We start from the raw sequence: 16,758 nt of genomic DNA on the forward strand, positions 1-16,758 counted from the left end.
GTGAGTCCCTCCAGCCTACCGACTGGCGAGTCGCTCATGGACGGCGGCGGCAAGCCTCGGACCGACGCCGCGCACCTCCGCGATCTGCTCCGGCGTGGCCTGGCGCAGCTGCGCGACCGAGCCGAAGTGCTTGAGCAGCTCCTTCACCCGGGAGGGTCCGAGGCCGGGGATCTCGCCCAGCACGCTGGTGATGTCGCGCTTGCGGCGGGCGCGCTGGTAGGTGATCGCGAACCGGTGCGCCTCGTCGCGGAGCCGCTGGATGAGGAACAGCGCGTCGCTGTTGCGCGGCAGGATGACCGGGAAGTCCGAGTCGGGCAGCCAGATCTCCTCCAGCCGCTTGGCGATGCCGGCGAGCTGGATGCCCTGCACGCCCGACTCCTCGAGCGCCCGCTGGGCGGCAGCGACCTGCGGCTGGCCGCCGTCGACGATGAGCAGCTGCGGCGGGTAGGAGAACTTCTTGCGGCGCTTCTCGGCGGCGGACTCGGCCAGCTCGGCGTCGACGTCGATCGCGGGGTCGTCGCCGGCGAGGTCGGCATCGGCGACGGCGACGCTGTCGGCGTCGGCGTCGGCGTCCGCGACGAGCTCGGGCAGCTCCTCCTCCGGGCGGTCGCGCAGGTACGCCAGCCGGCGCGAGATGACCTGGTAGATCGACTCGGTGTCGTCGGTGGACTCGGGGATGCTGAACCGGCGGTACTGGTCCTTGCGCGGCAGGCCGTCCTCGAAGACCACCATCGAGGCGACGATGTTCGTGCCGCTCAGGTGCGACACGTCGAAGCACTCCATGCGCAGCGGGGCCTCCGCCATACCCAGGGCGTCCTGGATGTCGTTGAGCGCCTTGGAGCGGGTGACGAAGTCGGAGCTGCGCCGGGTCTTGTAGAGCACCAGCGCGTTCTTCGCGTTCATCGCGACCGTCTGCGCGAGGGCGGCCTTGTCGCCGCGCTGGGCGACCCGCAGCTCCACCCGGCCCGCGAGCCGGCCCCCACGCGGAGCGCCGGGGTCGCCGACCTCGCGGCGGCGCTCGGTGAGCCACTGCTCGAGCTCGGCGGCGTCCTCCGGGAGCTCGGGGACGAGGATCTCGCGCGGAGGCGCGTCCGGGCCCTCGTAGGCGTTCTGCACGACGGTCTCGACCAGGTCGCCCAGCTCGACGTCGAGCTCCTTGTCGACCACCCAGCTGCGCACACCGCGGACGCGTCCGCCGCGGACGATGAACTGCTGCACGGCGGCGGCGAGCTCGTCGTGGGCGATGCCGAACACGTCGGCGTCCACGTTGTCGGTGAGCACGACCGCGCTCTTGCCCATCGCGCCCTCGAGCGCCTGGATGGCGTCGCGGTGGCGGGCGGCGGCCTCGTAGTCGAAGACGCTCGCGGCCTCCTGCATCTTCTGCGTCAGGTCGCGGATGTAGCCGCTGTCGTTTCCGGCCATGAACGAGACGAAGTCGTCGGCCAGCTCGCGGTGCTCCTGCGGCGTGACCCGCCCCACGCAGGGCGCGGCGCACTTGCCGATGTCGCCGAGGAGGCACGGCCTCCCGGTCTGCTCGGCGCGCTTGTACACGCCGTCGGAGCAGCTGCGCACCGGGAACGCCTTGAGCATCAGGTCGACCGTCTCGCGGATGGCCCACACCTTCGTGTACGGGCCGAAGTAGCGGGCGTCCTTGATGTTGCGGTTGCGCGTGATCATCACACGCGGGATGGTGTCCCCCATCGTCACCGCCAGGTACGGGTACGTCTTGTCGTCCCGGAACTTGACGTTGAACGGCGGGTTGAACTCCTTGATCCAGGTGTACTCGAGCTGCAGGGCCTCGAACTCGCTGGCGACGACGGTCCACTCGACCGATGACGCCGTGGTGACCATCCGGCGCGTGCGTTCGTGGAGGCTGCGCAACGGCTGGAAGTAGTTGCTCAGCCGCGCGCGCAGGTTCTTCGCCTTGCCCACGTAGAGCACGCGCCGGTTCTTGTCGCGGAAGCGGTAGACGCCCGGCTGCGTGGGGATCTCGCCGGCCTTCGGCCGGTAGCTGACGGTGTCGGCCACGGCGCCCCTCAGGCTGCGCCCCGGGCGCTCTCGCCCTGGAGGATCTCCTTCAGGAAGTAGCCCGTGTGGCTGCCGGCGGTGTCGGCGACCTTCTCGGGCGTCCCGGTCGCGATGACCGTGCCGCCTCCTGCGCCGCCCTCCGGCCCCATGTCGATGATCCAGTCGGCAGACTTGATCACGTCGAGGTTGTGCTCGATGACGATGACCGTGTTGCCCTTGTCGAGCAGCCCGTTCAGCACCAGGAGGAGCTTGCGCACGTCCTCGAAATGGAGGCCCGTGGTCGGCTCGTCGAGCACGTACACGCTGCGGCCGTTGGTGCGGCGCTGCAGCTCGGTCGCGAGCTTGACGCGCTGCGCCTCTCCGCCCGAGAGCGTCGTGGCGCTCTGGCCGAGGCGCACGTAGCCGAGGCCGACGTCGACCAGGGTCTGCAGGTAGCGGTGGATGGCCGAGATCGGCTTGAAGAACTCGGCCGCCTCGCTGATCGGCATGTCGAGCACCTCGGCGATGTTCTTGCCCTTGTAGTGCACGGCCAGGGTGTCGCGGTTGTACCGCGCTCCCCCGCAGACCTCGCACGCGACGTAGACGTCGGGCAGGAAGTTCATCTCGATCTTGATCGTGCCGTCGCCCGAGCACGCCTCGCAGCGCCCGCCCTTGACGTTGAAGCTGAACCGGCCGGGCAGGTAGCCGCGGGTCTTGGCCTCCGGCGTCTCCGCGAAGAGGTTGCGGATGCGGTCGAACACACCCGTGTACGTCGCCGGGTTGGACCGCGGGGTGCGGCCGATCGGCGCCTGGTCGACGTGCACGACCTTGTCGAGGTTCTCCAGCCCGGTGACCGTGCGGTGCTTGCCCGGCAGCTTGCGGGCGCCGTTGAGCTTGTTGGCGAGCACCCGGTACAGGATGTCGTTGACGAGCGACGACTTGCCGGAGCCGGAGACGCCGGTGACCGCGACGAAGGTGCCGAGCGGGAAGTCGACCGAGACCTTCTTGAGGTTGTTCGCCTCCGCGTCGACCACCCGGATCATGCGCTTCTTGTCGATCGGCCGGCGCTTCTCGGGGATCGGGATCTCGCGACGGCCGGCGAGGTAGTCGCCGGTCAGCGAGTCGGTGTTCTCGAGCAGCTCGTCGTACGAGCCGGAGTGCACGACGTGGCCGCCGTTGACGCCGGCGCCGGGGCCGATGTCGACGATCCAGTCGGCGGTGCGGATGGTGTCCTCGTCGTGCTCGACAACGATCAGCGTGTTGCCGAGGTCGCGCAGGGCGACCAGGGTGTCGATGAGGCGGCGGTTGTCGCGCTGGTGGAGGCCGATGCTCGGCTCGTCCAGCACGTACAGCACGCCGGTGAGGCCGGAGCCGATCTGCGTCGCGAGCCGGATGCGCTGCGCCTCGCCGCCGGACAGCGTCGCCGCCGCGCGGGCCAGGTCGAGGTAGCTCAGGCCGACCTGGATGAGGAAGTCGAGGCGCACCTTGATCTCGCGGAGCACCTGGGCGCCGATCCGCGCCTCCCGCTCGGTCAGGTGCAGCTTCTCCATGAACGACCGGGCGTCGCTCAGGCTGAGCAGGGCGGCGTCGGCGATGCTCTTGCCGTGCACGAGGACCGAGAGGACCTCGGGCTTGAGCCGCTTGCCCTTGCACACCGGGCACGGCACCTCGCGCAGGTACTCGGCCCAGCGGGCGCGCTGCGTGTCGGTCTCGGCCTGGAGGTACTGGCGCTCGATGTACGGCACCACGCCCTCGAAGCCGGAGGTGTAGCTCATCTCGCGGCCGTAGCGGTTCTTCCACCGCACCTTGACCTCGAAGTTGTCGCCGTGGAGGACGGCGTCGCGGACGTTCGCCGGCAGCTTGTTCCACGGGGTCTTCAGCGAGAACTTGAGATCGCGGGCGAGGCCGTCGAGCAGCTTCTCGTAGTACTGGAACAGGCCCTTGCCCTGCGTGGTCCAGGGCACGATGACGCCCTCGGCGATGCTGGCGGTGTCGTCGCCGAGCAGGAGGTCCTCGTCGACCGCCATCCGGGTGCCGAGGCCGGAGCACTCGGGGCACGCGCCGAACGGGGCGTTGAACGAGAAGGTGCGCGGCTCGATCTCGGTCAGCTGGATGGGGTGGCCGTTCGGGCAGGCGAGCTTCTCGCTGAACGACTGCCACGCCTCCGGACCCTCGCGGTCGACGTAGTTGACCTGGACGATGCCGTCGGTCAGGCGCAGCGCGGTCTCGAGCGAGTCGGTGAGCCGGGTGAGGATGTCGGGACCGGCGACCAGGCGGTCGACGACCACCGAGATGTCGTGCTTGTACTGCTTCTTGAGCGTCGGCGGCTCGGAGAGCTGGATCTGCTCGCCGTCGACCAGCGCGCGCGAGTACCCGCTCGCCGCGAGCTCCTTGAAGAGGTCGACGAACTCGCCCTTCTTCTGCGAGATGACCGGGCTGACGACCATGTACCGGGTGCCGGCCTCCAGCTCCATCAGCTGGTCGGCGATCTGCTGCACCGTCTGGCGCTGGATGCGCTCACCGCAGACCGGACAGTGCGGCACGCCGATGCGCGCCCACAGCAGGCGCATGTAGTCGTAGATCTCGGTGATCGTGCCGACCGTCGAGCGCGGGTTGCGGTTGGTCGACTTCTGGTCGATGGAGACGGCCGGGCTGAGGCCCTCGATGAAGTCGACGTCGGGCCGGTCGACCTGGCCGAGGAACTGGCGCGCGTAGGCGGAGAGCGACTCCACGTACCGGCGCTGCCCCTCCGCGAAGATCGTGTCGAAGGCGAGCGACGACTTGCCGGAGCCCGAGAGCCCGGTGAAGACGACGAGCGAGTCGCGCGGGATCTCGAGGTCGACGTTGTGGAGGTTGTGGACGCGCGCGCCGCGCACGCTGAGGTGCGCACCGGCCATCGGTGCCGTCCCCCGCCCGCTGCTGGAACCGCTGCTGGTCACTCGGCTGTTGCTGCTCACTCGTTCCATTCTCCGCTATTCCCCGTCGTCCCCTGGCGCCTGTTCGCCCAGCGCGCACCCTACTCGGCGCACCGTGGCGTCATCGGTCGCGTCGAAACAATGTTCGATTCTATCGGACGCCGGCTGATGGTCGGCTGCGCGTCTCGTCGCCTCCGGCGCGAGTCTAGAACGGACCACCGACATGGATTGTTCCCGGGCACTCCGCGCACTCTGGTCGGGGCCGCTCAGCGCGGCGGCCGGCGCAGCAGAGGCGCCGCGAGGAGCGCCACCAGGCCCACCATCATGGCGTCGGAGACCATCGCGAGCTGGGGCAGCGGCGTCGACCTGTCCACCACGAGCAGCACGATCGCGAGCGCTTGGACCGGCAGCTGGATCAGCGCGAAGCGGCGCAGGGTCGGCAGCAGCACCGCGGGCTGCAGGCGGGCGCTCGCGGGCACGACGAGCATCCATGCGCCCATCAGATGCAGGGCGTGGAGCCCGGCGATCAGGGCGAGCACCCGCGGTGACGGCCCGCCGCTCACGAGGAGCGACGAGAACGCGAGCACACCGATCAGGACCCAGGCTGTCATCCAGCGCGGGAAGGCCACGGTGACGCCGGCCAGGGCGGCCGCGATCGCGGTCCAGGGGCGCTCCGGCACGCCGACCAGCGCGAGCCCGAGCGCGACGGCGACGAAGAGCACGCGGAGCGCCCAGCCGGGAAGCGTGGGCGTGCCCGCTGACGGCGCCTGCGTCCGCAGCGTCCCGCTCACCGCCGCCTCCCGCTCACCGTCGCCGCCCCGGCGTCGCGAGCCGCCGCAGCCGGGCGGCGCGGTCGGCGGGGTCCGCCCAGACGACCAGTTCGGCCCCGGAGGCCGCGAGCTGCTCGAGGCGCAGCCTCCGCTCGACCTCGACCGTGCGCAGCGCCAGCCGTTCGCGGACCGTGAGCTCGTGGCTGTCGCGCGGCGGGAGCACGTCGACCGCGATGACACGATGACCGGAGGCGCGCCAGGCGAGCGCGAGGTCGACCGGCTGGTCGTCGAGGAACGTCGACAGCAGGTAGACCAGGGCGCCCGGCGCGAGCCGCGGCGGGCGCACGCGGTCGGAGGCGAGCCCGGTGGCGCGGGTGCGTTCGACCGCCCGCAGCACGCGCTCGCGGTGCCGCGCGCCCGCGCGGGCGGGGACGACGCGGGAGGCCGCCGTCGCGTCGTCGAAGCCGACCCGGTCGCCGGCCGCGCTGTACGCACGGGCGAGCGCCGCGGCGGCCTCCCTGGCCAGGTCGAGGGACGAGGCGGCGGCGCGGGGATGCGGGCGCGGCCAGTCCGCGACCACGCCGGTGACGTCGTCGCGCGCGTCGAGCACCAGCTGGATCGCGGCGTCGGAGGTCGCGGTGGTCCGCCGCACGAACAGGTCGCCCTCCTGCCCCGCCCTGGCCGTCGCCCGCCAGTCGATGCGCCGGAGCCGGTCGCCCGGCCGGAACCGGTCGATGTCGCGGAACTCTCCCCCGTCGCCGGGCCTGCTGGAGACGTGCTGGCCGGTCAGCCCGAGCAGCCGCGAGGGCAGCGGGAGGCTGCGCACAGCGATCCGCGGCGGCCGCACGACGCGCTCCACCGACGCCTCGGGACCGGGCGCGCCGACCCAGGCGGCGTCGGGCCCGATCACGCGGGCGGCCAGCCCGAGCAGCCGCTGCGGCCCGGAGTGGACGGCCGACACCTCCACCCGGAGCTGCTCGGCGGCGCGCGGGGTGAGCACCGCGTCGAAGGCGGGCCGGTCGGCGGGCTCGATGCGCACCTGCAGGGCGTCGGCGCGGGCGTCGGTGCGAGCAGAACCGGCCACCGCGACGGTGGAGGCGGAGGCCGGCCGCTCCTCGTCGGTGCGGACCAGCACCTCCACCTCGACCGCGTCCGGCCCCGTCCGTGCCGGTCGCCGGTCCCAACCGAGGGCTGCGGCGAGAAGGAGCGGCGCACCGACCAGCGCGGGTTCGAGCCGGGAGAGGACGAAGGCCGCGACGAGACAGATCAGGCCGACGACGACGGCGCCGACGATCGCGGGGCTGAGCGTCCACGGCCCTCTGCTCGTACTGCGGGTGCGGTCGGTCACCGCGGCGCCGCCGCCCCGGCTTCGGCCTCGGCCGCTTGTGCGGCGCCCGTGCCGCTTCCCCGCTCGCGGAGGCCCACGGCGGGCGGACCGGCGACGGTGTTCACGACCTCGGTGACCACCTGCTCGGCGGTGACCCCGCTCGTCCACGCCTGCACGGTGAGGGTGAGCCGGTGCGCGAGCACGGGCACGGCCACCTTCTTCACGTCGTCCGGGATGACGAAGTCGCGTCCGTCGAGCACGGCCAGGGCGCGGGCGACCAGCAGCAGGCCCTGCGATCCGCGCGGAGACGCCCCGACCTCCACCGACCGGTGCCGCCGGGTGGCCGCCGCGAGGTTCACGCAGTACGCGGCGATGTCGGGGTCGACGTCCACCGCCTCCACTCCGGCCTGCATCGCGAGCAGCGTGGCCGCGTCGGTGACCGGTTCGACGGTGGCGACCTCGTGCCGCCGGGCGACACGCGCGAGCAGGATGCGCGACTCCCCCTCGGTGTCCGGGTACCCGACGCCCAGCCGCACCATGAAGCGGTCGAGCTGCGCCTCCGGCAGCGCGTACGTGCCCTCCGACTCGATCGGGTTGGCCGTCGCCATCACGTGGAACGGACGCGGGAGGGCGAAGCTTCGTCCCTCCACCGACACCTGCCCCTCAGCCATGGCCTCGAGCAGCGCCGACTGCGTCTTCGGGGAGGTGCGGTTGATCTCGTCGGCCAGGAACAGCCCGGTGAACACGGGCCCCGGCCGGAACTCGAAGTCGGCCTGCGCCGGCACGTACACGAACGACCCGGTGATGTCCGACGGGAGCAGGTCGGGCGTGCACTGCAGCCGCCGGAAGTCGAGCCCGACGGCGGCGGCCATGCTGCGCGCGGCGAGGGTCTTGCCGAGCCCCGGCACATCCTCGAACAGCACGTGACCGCCCGCGAGGAGGGTCGCGAGGGCGACGCGCAGCGGCTCCCGCATGCCGACGACGACGCTGCCGACCCGGTCGAGCACGAGGGCGCCGAGCCGGGCGACCTCCGGGACGGGGAGGGGTGCGGGTGCCGCGGATACCGGGTCGGCGGTCGTGGCGGAGGCCGGGTACGCGTCGGCAGCGGTGGTGCTGCCGTCGGTCGGGGCGGCGTCAGTGGGCATGGCGGGTGTCCTCCGGGGTGGCACGGTCGGCGGGCGGGGAGGCGGTGGTGGCGGGTCGGGAGGCCGGCGCGGCGACGTCAACAGGCCGGACGGCCGGATCCGCCGAGGGTGGCGCCAGCGCCTCCAGGCGGTCCAGCAGCGCGAGCACCTGGGGTCGCTTGGCGCCGTTGGCGGCGCCGCGGCGGAGGATCGCGGAGGCCTCTGGGCCGAGCAGCTCCGCCACCCGGGGCGCGGCGGCCGGGTCGTCGGGGTCGATGCCGCGGAGGGCGAGCGCACGGGCGGCGATCAGGCGGAGACGGCGCACGCCCTCACCCGACACCTGCCCGCCGCGCCCACCGAGCGACCACCCGAGCTGCACCACGTCGCGCCGCGAGCCAGGGCGGAGCGGCGGCTCGTCCACCCGCCAGACCATCGACGCGGCCTCGCCGAGCACGGAGAGGCAGGCGACGAGGGCGAGTACGGCGGCACCCAGTCCGGCCGCGTGAGGCGCGTCCATGCCGAGATACCAGGCGGCGACGCCGATGGCGGCGCCCAGCACGGCGCTGAGGATCAATCGCGTGAGCAGACGAGGGGGGAGGCGCCGGGTCATCGTCGACCTCCGGGCGCGGCCGCGCTCCAGGAGGCGCGCAGGCGCTCGACCGCGCCGCGCGCGGTGGCGACGTCGGCGGCGGTCACCTCTGCCTCCGAGAAGCGGACGCGGAGGTAGAGCTTCAGGAGGGTGTCTGCCGCCTCCCGGTCCGCGGCCACCCGGGCCACGACCCGCGCCGCGAACTCCGAGGGTGTCTCGGCAGGCAGGCGGCGCAGCCCTGAGTCGGCGGCGCCCTCCTCGAGTCCGACCCAGGCGCGCTCGATCGCGTCGCGCGGTTCGCGCGGCTCGGCCAGCGTCTCCAGCGCCCGGTCGAGGCCGCGTCGCACGACCGCAGGCTCCGGTTCGTTCGCGGGATCCTCCGCGTCGGGCGTGAAGCCGCCCGCGTCGGTCAGCGGCGGGAGGGGCGCCAGCGCGGGGCGGTCGAGCGCCCGTCGCATGCGGCGCCACAGCAGTGCAAGCACGACGATGATCGCGAGCGCGATGGCCGCCCACAGCAGCCAGCTGAGGTCGATGCGGACCGCGTGCAGCGCGTCCTGCTCCCCCGGCGCGTCGGTCGCGCGGCCGGTGCTCGTCGGCAGGTCCCGCATGAGCGGCGCCTCCGGGAAGAGGACGCGCGGCCCGCTGAACTCCGGCGCACCCTGGAACGCCACGGCGACGACCGCGATGGCGAGCACGGCGCCGCACCCGGCCAGCGTCCACCGCCGTCCGCCCCGCGCAGCCCTCGTCGGCCCGTCTGCACCCACCCTGCCACCGTAGCCGCTGCGACCGGCCCGCGCGTCGGGCCGACCGGTCAGCCCAGGTGACCCGCCTTCTCCATCTGGCGGAGGTCGCGCTTCAGGTCGCCGAGCTCGTCGCGCAGGCGGGCGGCCAGCTCGAACTTGAGCTCGCCGGCGGCGGCCAGCATCTGCTGGTTGAGGTCGGCGATCAGCGACTCCAGCTCGGCGGCTCCCTGGGCGGCGATACCGCCGTTGCGGAGGTTCGGCGTCGGGCTCTTGCGCTTCTGCTCGCGGCCGGCCAGGATGCGAGCCGTGTCGGCCTCCTCGCGGGCCAGCACCTCCGTGATGTCGGCGATGCGCTTGCGGAGCGGCTGCGGGTCGATGCCGTTGACGCGGTTGTACTCGATCTGCTTCTCGCGACGCCGGTCGGTCTCCTCGATGGCGCGCTGCATCGAGTCGGTGAGCACGTCGGCGTACATGTGCACCTCGCCCGAGACGTTGCGCGCAGCACGGCCGATCGTCTGGATGAGCGACGTGGACGAGCGGAGGAAGCCCTCCTTGTCGGCATCGAGGATCGCGACGAGCGACACCTCTGGCAGGTCGAGACCCTCACGGAGCAGGTTGATGCCGACGAGCACGTCGTACACGCCCGCGCGCAGCTCGGTGAGCAGCTCGACACGGCGGAGCGTGTCGACGTCGGAGTGCAGATAGCGCACCTTCACACCGGCCTCGGCGAGGAAGTCGGTGAGCTCCTCCGCCATCTTCTTGGTGAGCGTGGTGACGAGGATGCGCTCGTCGCGCTCGACCCGCAGCCGGATCTCCTCGAGGAGGTCGTCGATCTGCCCCTTCGTCGGCTTGACGACGATCTCGGGGTCGACCAGTCCGGTCGGGCGGATGATCTGCTCGACCACGCCGTCGGCCACGCCCATCTCGTACTGCCCGGGCGTCGCCGAGAGGTACACGGTCTGGCCGACGCGGTCCTTGAACTCGTTCCACTTGAGCGGCCGGTTGTCGAGCGCGCTCGGGAGGCGGAAGCCGTGCTCCACCAGCGTGCGCTTGCGCGACGCGTCGCCCTCGTACATCGCACCGATCTGCGGGACCGTGACGTGCGACTCGTCGATGACGACGAGGAAGTCGTCGGGGAAGTAGTCGAGCAGGCAGTTCGGCGCCTGCCCGGGGGCGCGGCCGTCGATGTGCCGCGAGTAGTTCTCGATGCCGGAGCAGAAGCCGATCTGCTCCATCATCTCAAGGTCGAACTGCGTGCGCATGCGCAGCCGCTGCGCCTCCAGCAGCTTGCCCTCGCGCTCCAGCTCCTGGAGGCGCTCGCGCAGCTCGTCCTGGATGGTGACGATCGCGCGTTGCATGGTCGCCGGGCTCGCGGCGTAGTGCGTCGCCGGGAACACCGACACGGCATCCATCTTGGTCAGCACCTCGCCGGTGAGCGGATGCAGCGAGTACAGCGCCTCGATCTCGTCGCCGAACATCTCGATGCGGATCGCGTGCTCCTCGTACACCGGGATGATCTCGATCGTGTCGCCGCGCACGCGGAACTTGCCGCGCGAGAAGTCGACGTCGTTGCGCTCGTACTGCATGTTGACGAAGCGGCGGATGAGCGCGTCGCGGCCGATGGTCTGGCCGACCTGCAGGGCGACCATCGCCTCCAGGTACTCCTCGGCCGCACCGAGGCCGTAGATGCACGACACGGTCGAGACGACGACCACGTCGCGCCGGCTCAGCAGGGAGTTCGTGGTGGAGTGCCGCAGCCGCTCGACCTCCGCGTTGATCGACGAGTCCTTCTCGATGAAGGTGTCGGTCTGCGGGACGTACGCCTCGGGCTGGTAGTAGTCGTAGTACGAGACGAAGTACTCGACGGCGTTGTTCGGCAGCAGCTCGCGGAACTCGTTGGCGAGCTGTGCGGCGAGCGTCTTGTTGTGGGCCAGCACGAGGGTCGGCCGCTGCACCTGCTCGATGAGCCAGGCGGTGGTCGCCGACTTGCCGGTGCCGGTCGCGCCGAGCAGCACGACGTCGGTCTCGCCCGCATTGATGCGCCCTGCCAGTTCCGCGATCGCGGTCGGCTGGTCACCGCTCGGCTGGTACTCGCTGACGACCTCGAACGGACGGACGGCACGGGTGGGTTGCATGCTTTCCAGTCTAGGAAGGACCACCGACACCGGAACCGGCTCTCGCTGAGAGCGGAACCTGTACTGGCTGTGAAGGCGTCATGGCCGCGCGCGCAGCTCCTCCCACAGCGCGTCGACCTGCTCCAGCGTGTGCTCCAGCGTGCCGTCGGTGTCGATCACGACGTCGGCGACGGCGAGCCGCTCGTCGTCGGACGCCTGCGAGCGGATGCGGCGCTCGGCCTCCGCCCGATCCATCCCGCGCAGCTCGACCAGCCGGCGGATGCGCGTGTCCGCGGCGGCGTGCGCGACCACGACCAGCTCGAACGGGTACTCGTTGGCCGACTCCACCAGCAGCGGCACGTCGTAGACGACGATGGCGTCGGGATCGGCGTCGCCCGCCGCGCGGAAGCGGGCCGTCGACTCGCGCAGCACTGCCGGGTGGGTAATAGCGTTGAGGGCGAGCCGCGCCTCCTCGTCGGCGAACACGATCGCGCCGAGGGCCGCGCGGTCGAGGCTGCCGTCGGCCGCGATCACCCCGTCGCCGAAGCGACGCGCGATCTCGGCGAGGCCCGGCGTGCCGGGCTCCACGACCTCGCGGGCGATGCGGTCCGCGTCGACGACGACGGCGCCGTGCTCGGCGAAGCGGGAGGCGATGGTCGATTTGCCGGAGGCGATGCCCCCCGTGAGTCCGATCAGCTGCACCCGACCAGCCTAGCGACGGCCGCGCCCGTTAACGCCGGAACGGCCGGCCCCCGAAGGGACCGGCCGCTCACGGATGAGACGAGGCTGTGCTGCCCGGGTCTCAGTTGTTCGAGCTGAGCTTCTCGCGCAGCGCGGCGAGGGACTCGTCGTCGGCGAGGGTGCCGCCGGAGCCCGAGTCGCTCGAGAACGAGCTGCTGCCGGTGTCGGCCGCGGCCTCTTCGATGCCCTTCGCGACCTGGCGCTTGTGGGCCTCCCAGCGAGCCTGGGCGGCAGCGTACTGCTGCTCCCACTCGTCGCGCTGGGACTCGAAGCCTTCCTTCCACTCGTTGGTCTCCGGGTCGAAGCCCTCGGGGTACTTGTAGTTCCCCTGCTCGTCGTACTCGGTGACCATGCCGTAGAGGGCCGGGTCGAACTCGGTGCCCTCGGGGTCGACGCCCTCGTTCGCCTGCTTGAGCGAGAGGGAGATGCGGCGACGCTCGAGGTCGATGTCGATGACCTTGACGAACACCTCGTCGCCGACCGACACGACCTGCTCGGCGAGCTCGACGTGCTTGCCGGAGAGCTCCGAGATGTGGACGAGGCCCTCGATGCCGTCCGCGACGCGGACGAACGCACCGAACGGGACCAGCTTCGTGACCTTGCCCGGCGCGACCTGACCGATCGCGTGGGTGCGGGCGAAGACCTGCCACGGGTCCTCCTGGGTCGCCTTGAGCGACAGCGAGACGCGCTCGCGGTCCAGGTCGACCTCGAGGATCTCGACGGTGACCTCCTGGCCGACCTCGACGACCTCGGAGGCGTGCTCGATGTGCTTCCAGGACAGCTCCGACACGTGGACGAGACCGTCGACGCCGCCGAGGTCGACGAACGCACCGAAGTTGACGATCGACGAGACGACGCCCTTGCGGACCTGGCCCTTGTGCAGGTTGTTGAGGAAGGTGGTGCGCGACTCGGACTGCGTCTGCTCGAGCAGGGCGCGGCGCGAGAGGACCACGTTGTTGCGGTTCTTGTCGAGCTCGAGGATCTTGGCCTCGATCTCCTGGCCCAGGTACGGGGTCAGGTCGCGGACGCGGCGCAGCTCGATGAGCGACGCCGGCAGGAAGCCGCGGAGCCCGATGTCGACGATGAGGCCGCCCTTGACGACCTCGATCACGGTGCCGGTGACGACGCCGTCGGCCTCCTTGATCTTCTCGACATCGCCCCAGGCGCGCTCGTACTGGGCGCGCTTCTTGGACAGGATGAGGCGACCCTCCTTGTCCTCCTTCTGGAGAACGAGGGCCTCGACGGTGTCGCCGACCTCGACGACCTCGGTGGGGTCGACGTCGTGCTTGATGGAAAGCTCGCGCGAGGGGATGACACCCTCGGTCTTGTAACCGACGTCGAGGAGGACCTCGTCGCGGTCGATCTTGACGACAGTGCCCTCGATGAGGTCTCCGTCGTTGAAGAACTTGAGCGTCTTCTCGACCGCGGCCAGGAAGTCCTCAGCGGACCCGATGTCGTTGACGGCGACCTGCTTCAGGGCCTTGTCGGTCGTTGCGGTTGTCATGTAGTGGATGCTCCGTAATGGACAGGAATCAGGCCGGGCGCGTTCGATGTGAGTGGTTTCCGCGCTCGGCAGGCGGATGTGGATGTCACAGAAGTGACGTTCTAGTCTAGCGAGCCGGAGGCGGGCGCAGCAACCCGGCGCTCGCCGGCGATGTCACGCAGCGCGGCCTCCAGGTCGGGGAAGGCGAATGCGTACCCGGCATCGAGCAGGCGCTCGGGCACCACCCAGCGACTTTTGAGCACGAGCTCGGTCTCGGTACGGATGACGGCCGAGCCGAGCTCCAGCATCCACCGCCTCGCCGGCAGCCCGAACCGGACGCCCAGCACCCGGCGGAGGGTCGCCATCATGGTGCGGTTGTCGGTCGGGTTCGGCGCCGCGATGTTGACCGGGCCTGCGATGTCAGGGCGACCGCGCAGAAACTCGATGGAGCCGAGCACGTCGGCCAGGTGCACCCAGCTGAACCGCTGCCTCCCTCCCCGCGCCCCGAAGGTGTGGAACGTCCCCGCCCGGCGCCGCGCGGCGGTGGAGAACCAGCGCCCGTCGACCTGCGGTCCGCCGAGCCCGGCGCGCGTCAGCATGCGCAGCGGCCCCAGCGCGCTGCCGTCGCCGAGCACGATGGCCATCCGGAGTGCGACGCGACGGGTGGCGGGCAGCTCGCCCGCGAACAGCTCGTCCTCCCAGGCGCGGGCGACGTCGACCGAGAAGCCGGTGCCGAGCTCGCCGGTCGCCTCGGTCATCGGCCGGTCTTCTGCGTGCCGGTAGATGGTCGCGGTGGAGGCGTTGAACCAGACGACGGGCGGCGCGTCGCTCGCGGCGACCGCCTCCCGCAGCTCACGTGTGGTCTCGACCCGCGACCGCAGGATCTCGGCGCGGTTGGCCGGCGTGTAGCGGCAGTTCACGCTCTTGCCGGCGAGGTTGATGAGGACATCGGCGCCGGTGACCGCGCGGCGCACCGCGTCGGCGTCACCCCAGCGCGCGTCGGCGCCCGCCCGCCCGATCAGGCGGACCGTCGCCCCTGCGGCACGGTAGTGCTCGGCCAGGTACCGCCCGACGAAGCCGGACGCACCGGCCAGCACGATGGTCTCCCCCACGCTCACTCCCCTCGTCGTCTCCGATCAGAACGGAGGAATCCTCTTGCGACACACCGCTGCGCGGCAGGGAACGGAGGAGATCCCAGCGCGCTCGCGCCGGACCTCCTCCGCTTCCCGCCGACCCCTCAGTCGAGCAGCGCGGCCTTCAGCGTGTCGAGGCCGACGCCGCCGATGTCGAGGGCCTTCTTGTGGAACGCCTTGATGTCGAAGGAGGCGCCCTCGCGGCGGGCGTACTCGTCGCGCAGCTGCTCCCAGATCCGCTGGCCGATCTTGTACGACGGCGCCTGGCCCGGCCAGCCGAGGTAGCGGTTCACCTCGAAGCGGACGAAGCCCTCGTTCATGTTCACGTTCTCGCCGAGGAAGCCGAACGCGTACTCGCCCGTCCAGGTGCCGGAGCCGTCGGGCAGCGGCTTCTCGAGGTGGACGCCGATGTCGAGCACCACGCGCGCGGCGCGCATCCGCTGGCCGTCGAGCATGCCGAGGCGGTCGGCCGGGTCGTCGAGGTAGCCCAGCTGCTCCATCAGCCGCTCGGCGTAGAGCGCCCAGCCCTCGGCGTGACCCGAGGTGCCCGCGATGCGCCGCCACGAGTTCAGCTGCGCCTTGTTGTACGTCGCCTGCGCGATCTGGAGGTGGTGGCCCGGGACGCCCTCGTGGTACACGGTCGTCAGCTCGCGCCAGGTGTCGAACTCGGTGACGCCCTCGGGGACGCTCCACCACATCCGGCCGGGGCGGGCGAAGTCGTCGCTCGGGCCTGTGTAGTAGATGCCGCCCTCCTGGGTCGGCGCGATCATGCACTCGAGGCGGCGGATCTCCTGCGGGATGTCGAAGTGCGACTTCCCGAGCTCGGCGATCGCGCGGTCGCTGGTCTCCTGCATCCACCGCTGCAGCGCGTCGGTGCCGTGCAGCTTGCGGGAGGCGTCCTGGTCGAGGAACGCGATCGCCTCGCGCACCGAGGCGCCCGGCTTGATCTCGCGCGCGATCGACTCCTGCTCGGCGACCATGCGCGCGAGCTCCTCGATGCCCCACTCGTAGGTCTCGTCGAGGTCGACGGTCGCGCCGACGAAGTCGCGGGAGGCGAGCTGGTAGAGGTCGCGGCCGACCGCGTCCTTCTCCGGCGCGTGGGGCGCCAGCTCGTCCTGGAGGAAGGAGGCGAGCTTCGCGTACGCGTCGGCGGACTCCTGCGCGCCCTTCGCCAGATCGGCCTTCAGGCTCTCGGGCAGGCTGCCGTCGCCGACCGCGGCGTTCTTCGTGAAGTCGAAGAAGAAGCCGGTGTCGGCGACCTGCTTCTTCGCCTGGGCGACCACCTCGCGCACCTGGCGGATGGCCGGCACGTTGCCCGAGCCGATGCCGCTGCGGAGCGTCTCGATGTACCCGTCCATGGCGGCGGGGAGGTTGTGCAGCCGCTTGGCGACGTTCGCCCAGTCGTCGGCCGTGGCGGTCGGCACGAGGTCGAAGATGTCGCGCAGCTCCTGCGCGGGCGACGCGATCACGTTCAGGTCGCGCTGCTCGAAGCCGGCCTCGTGCTTCTCGACGGTCAGCTTCAGCTCGCGGGCGAGGTCCATCTTGGTGATGCGGTCGATCTCGTCGACCGGCTCGGCTGCCTCGATCTTCGCGAGCGCCTCCTTCACCTTGGCGACGGCCTCCTCGGCGCCGGCGGGCGAGTAGTCGCCGTACTCGCCCTCGCGGCCGGGGCGGCCCAGGTAGACGTGGTACTCCGGGTGGAGCTCGAGCTGGGTGTCGACCCACTCCTCCGCGATCGTGTCGACCGGGGTGGGTTCGCGCTTCTCTGCGTCAGTCATGCTCCGAGCCTATTCGGCCCGGAGCACGACCGGC

Annotated in this window: 12 protein-coding genes; all 12 read right to left on the reverse strand. The window is 71.4% G+C overall.

The genetic code is table 11. The features are described 5' to 3' along the window. Positions 1 to 15: 15 nt before the first annotated feature. The 12 genes from uvrC to P5G50_RS13295 all read right to left on the reverse strand — a co-directional run bounded on the left by uvrC (position 16) and on the right by P5G50_RS13295 (position 16,724). A complete protein-coding gene (gene uvrC / locus P5G50_RS13240; RefSeq protein ID WP_301208402.1) occupies positions 16 to 2,028 on the reverse strand; it encodes an excinuclease ABC subunit UvrC in 2,013 nt (670 codons plus the stop codon). Between the two features lie 8 nt (positions 2,029 to 2,036). Next, positions 2,037 to 4,904, reverse strand: a complete 2,868-nt coding sequence (uvrA, locus tag P5G50_RS13245; protein WP_301209378.1) for an excinuclease ABC subunit UvrA — start codon at positions 4,902 to 4,904, stop codon at positions 2,037 to 2,039. Positions 4,905 to 5,188: 284 nt separating this feature from the next. Continuing rightward, positions 5,189 to 5,713 carry a hypothetical protein gene (locus tag P5G50_RS13250; protein ID WP_301208401.1) on the reverse strand — a complete coding sequence of 175 codons (525 nt, stop codon included), beginning with the start codon at positions 5,711 to 5,713 and terminating at the stop codon, positions 5,189 to 5,191. A gap of 13 nt (positions 5,714 to 5,726) precedes the next feature. Next, positions 5,727 to 7,040 (reverse strand): DUF58 domain-containing protein, encoded by a 1,314-nt coding sequence (locus P5G50_RS13255; RefSeq protein ID WP_301208400.1) that lies wholly within the window; start codon positions 7,038 to 7,040, stop codon positions 5,727 to 5,729. Further along, complete coding sequence (locus P5G50_RS13260) at positions 7,037 to 8,164, reverse strand: AAA family ATPase (RefSeq protein ID WP_301208399.1); 1,128 nt, start codon at positions 8,162 to 8,164, stop codon at positions 7,037 to 7,039. Before P5G50_RS13260 ends, P5G50_RS13255 begins: the two co-directional genes overlap by 4 nt. Next, on the reverse strand, positions 8,154 to 8,717 hold the full coding sequence (locus P5G50_RS13265) for a hypothetical protein (RefSeq protein WP_301208398.1): 564 nt from the start codon (positions 8,715 to 8,717) through the stop codon (positions 8,154 to 8,156). Before P5G50_RS13265 ends, P5G50_RS13260 begins: the two co-directional genes overlap by 11 nt. Positions 8,718 to 8,749: 32 nt before the next feature. Beyond that, positions 8,750 to 9,496 carry a DUF4129 domain-containing protein gene (locus P5G50_RS13270; RefSeq protein ID WP_301208397.1) on the reverse strand — a complete coding sequence of 249 codons (747 nt, stop codon included), beginning with the start codon at positions 9,494 to 9,496 and terminating at the stop codon, positions 8,750 to 8,752. Between the two features lie 47 nt (positions 9,497 to 9,543). Next, positions 9,544 to 11,610, reverse strand: a complete 2,067-nt coding sequence (gene uvrB / locus P5G50_RS13275; protein ID WP_301208396.1) for an excinuclease ABC subunit UvrB — start codon at positions 11,608 to 11,610, stop codon at positions 9,544 to 9,546. A 78-nt stretch (positions 11,611 to 11,688) separates the two neighbouring features. Then, positions 11,689 to 12,291, reverse strand: a complete 603-nt coding sequence (gene coaE, locus P5G50_RS13280; protein WP_301208394.1) for a dephospho-CoA kinase — start codon at positions 12,289 to 12,291, stop codon at positions 11,689 to 11,691. 100 nt (positions 12,292 to 12,391) lie between these two features. Then, complete coding sequence (gene rpsA, locus P5G50_RS13285; protein ID WP_301208393.1) at positions 12,392 to 13,834, reverse strand: 30S ribosomal protein S1; 1,443 nt, start codon at positions 13,832 to 13,834, stop codon at positions 12,392 to 12,394. A 101-nt stretch (positions 13,835 to 13,935) separates the two neighbouring features. Next, positions 13,936 to 14,925, reverse strand: coding sequence for an epimerase (locus P5G50_RS13290; protein WP_301208391.1), 990 nt, complete (start codon positions 14,923 to 14,925; stop codon positions 13,936 to 13,938). A 125-nt stretch (positions 14,926 to 15,050) separates the two neighbouring features. Continuing rightward, positions 15,051 to 16,724: a DUF885 domain-containing protein gene (locus P5G50_RS13295; protein WP_301208389.1), complete on the reverse strand. Its 1,674-nt coding sequence runs from the start codon at positions 16,722 to 16,724 to the stop codon at positions 15,051 to 15,053. Positions 16,725 to 16,758 lie beyond the last annotated feature (34 nt).

It is taken from the genome of Leifsonia williamsii (assembly GCF_030433685.1).
In the GTDB taxonomy this organism is placed as follows: Bacteria; Actinomycetota; Actinomycetes; order Actinomycetales; family Microbacteriaceae; genus Leifsonia; species Leifsonia williamsii.

Bases quoted from the DNA above. Each gene is read 5' to 3' on its own strand.
- P5G50_RS13260 (WP_301208399.1), bottom strand. From the start codon at position 8,164: ATGCCCACTGACGCCGCCCCGACCGACGGCAGCACCACCGCTGCCGAC.
- P5G50_RS13295 (WP_301208389.1), bottom strand. From the start codon at position 16,724: ATGACTGACGCAGAGAAGCGCGAACCCACCCCGGTCGACACGATCGCG.
- uvrA (WP_301209378.1), bottom strand. From the start codon at position 4,904: ATGGCCGGTGCGCACCTCAGCGTGCGCGGCGCGCGCGTCCACAACCTC.
- rpsA (WP_301208393.1), bottom strand. From the start codon at position 13,834: ATGACAACCGCAACGACCGACAAGGCCCTGAAGCAGGTCGCCGTCAAC.
- uvrB (WP_301208396.1), bottom strand. From the start codon at position 11,610: ATGCAACCCACCCGTGCCGTCCGTCCGTTCGAGGTCGTCAGCGAGTAC.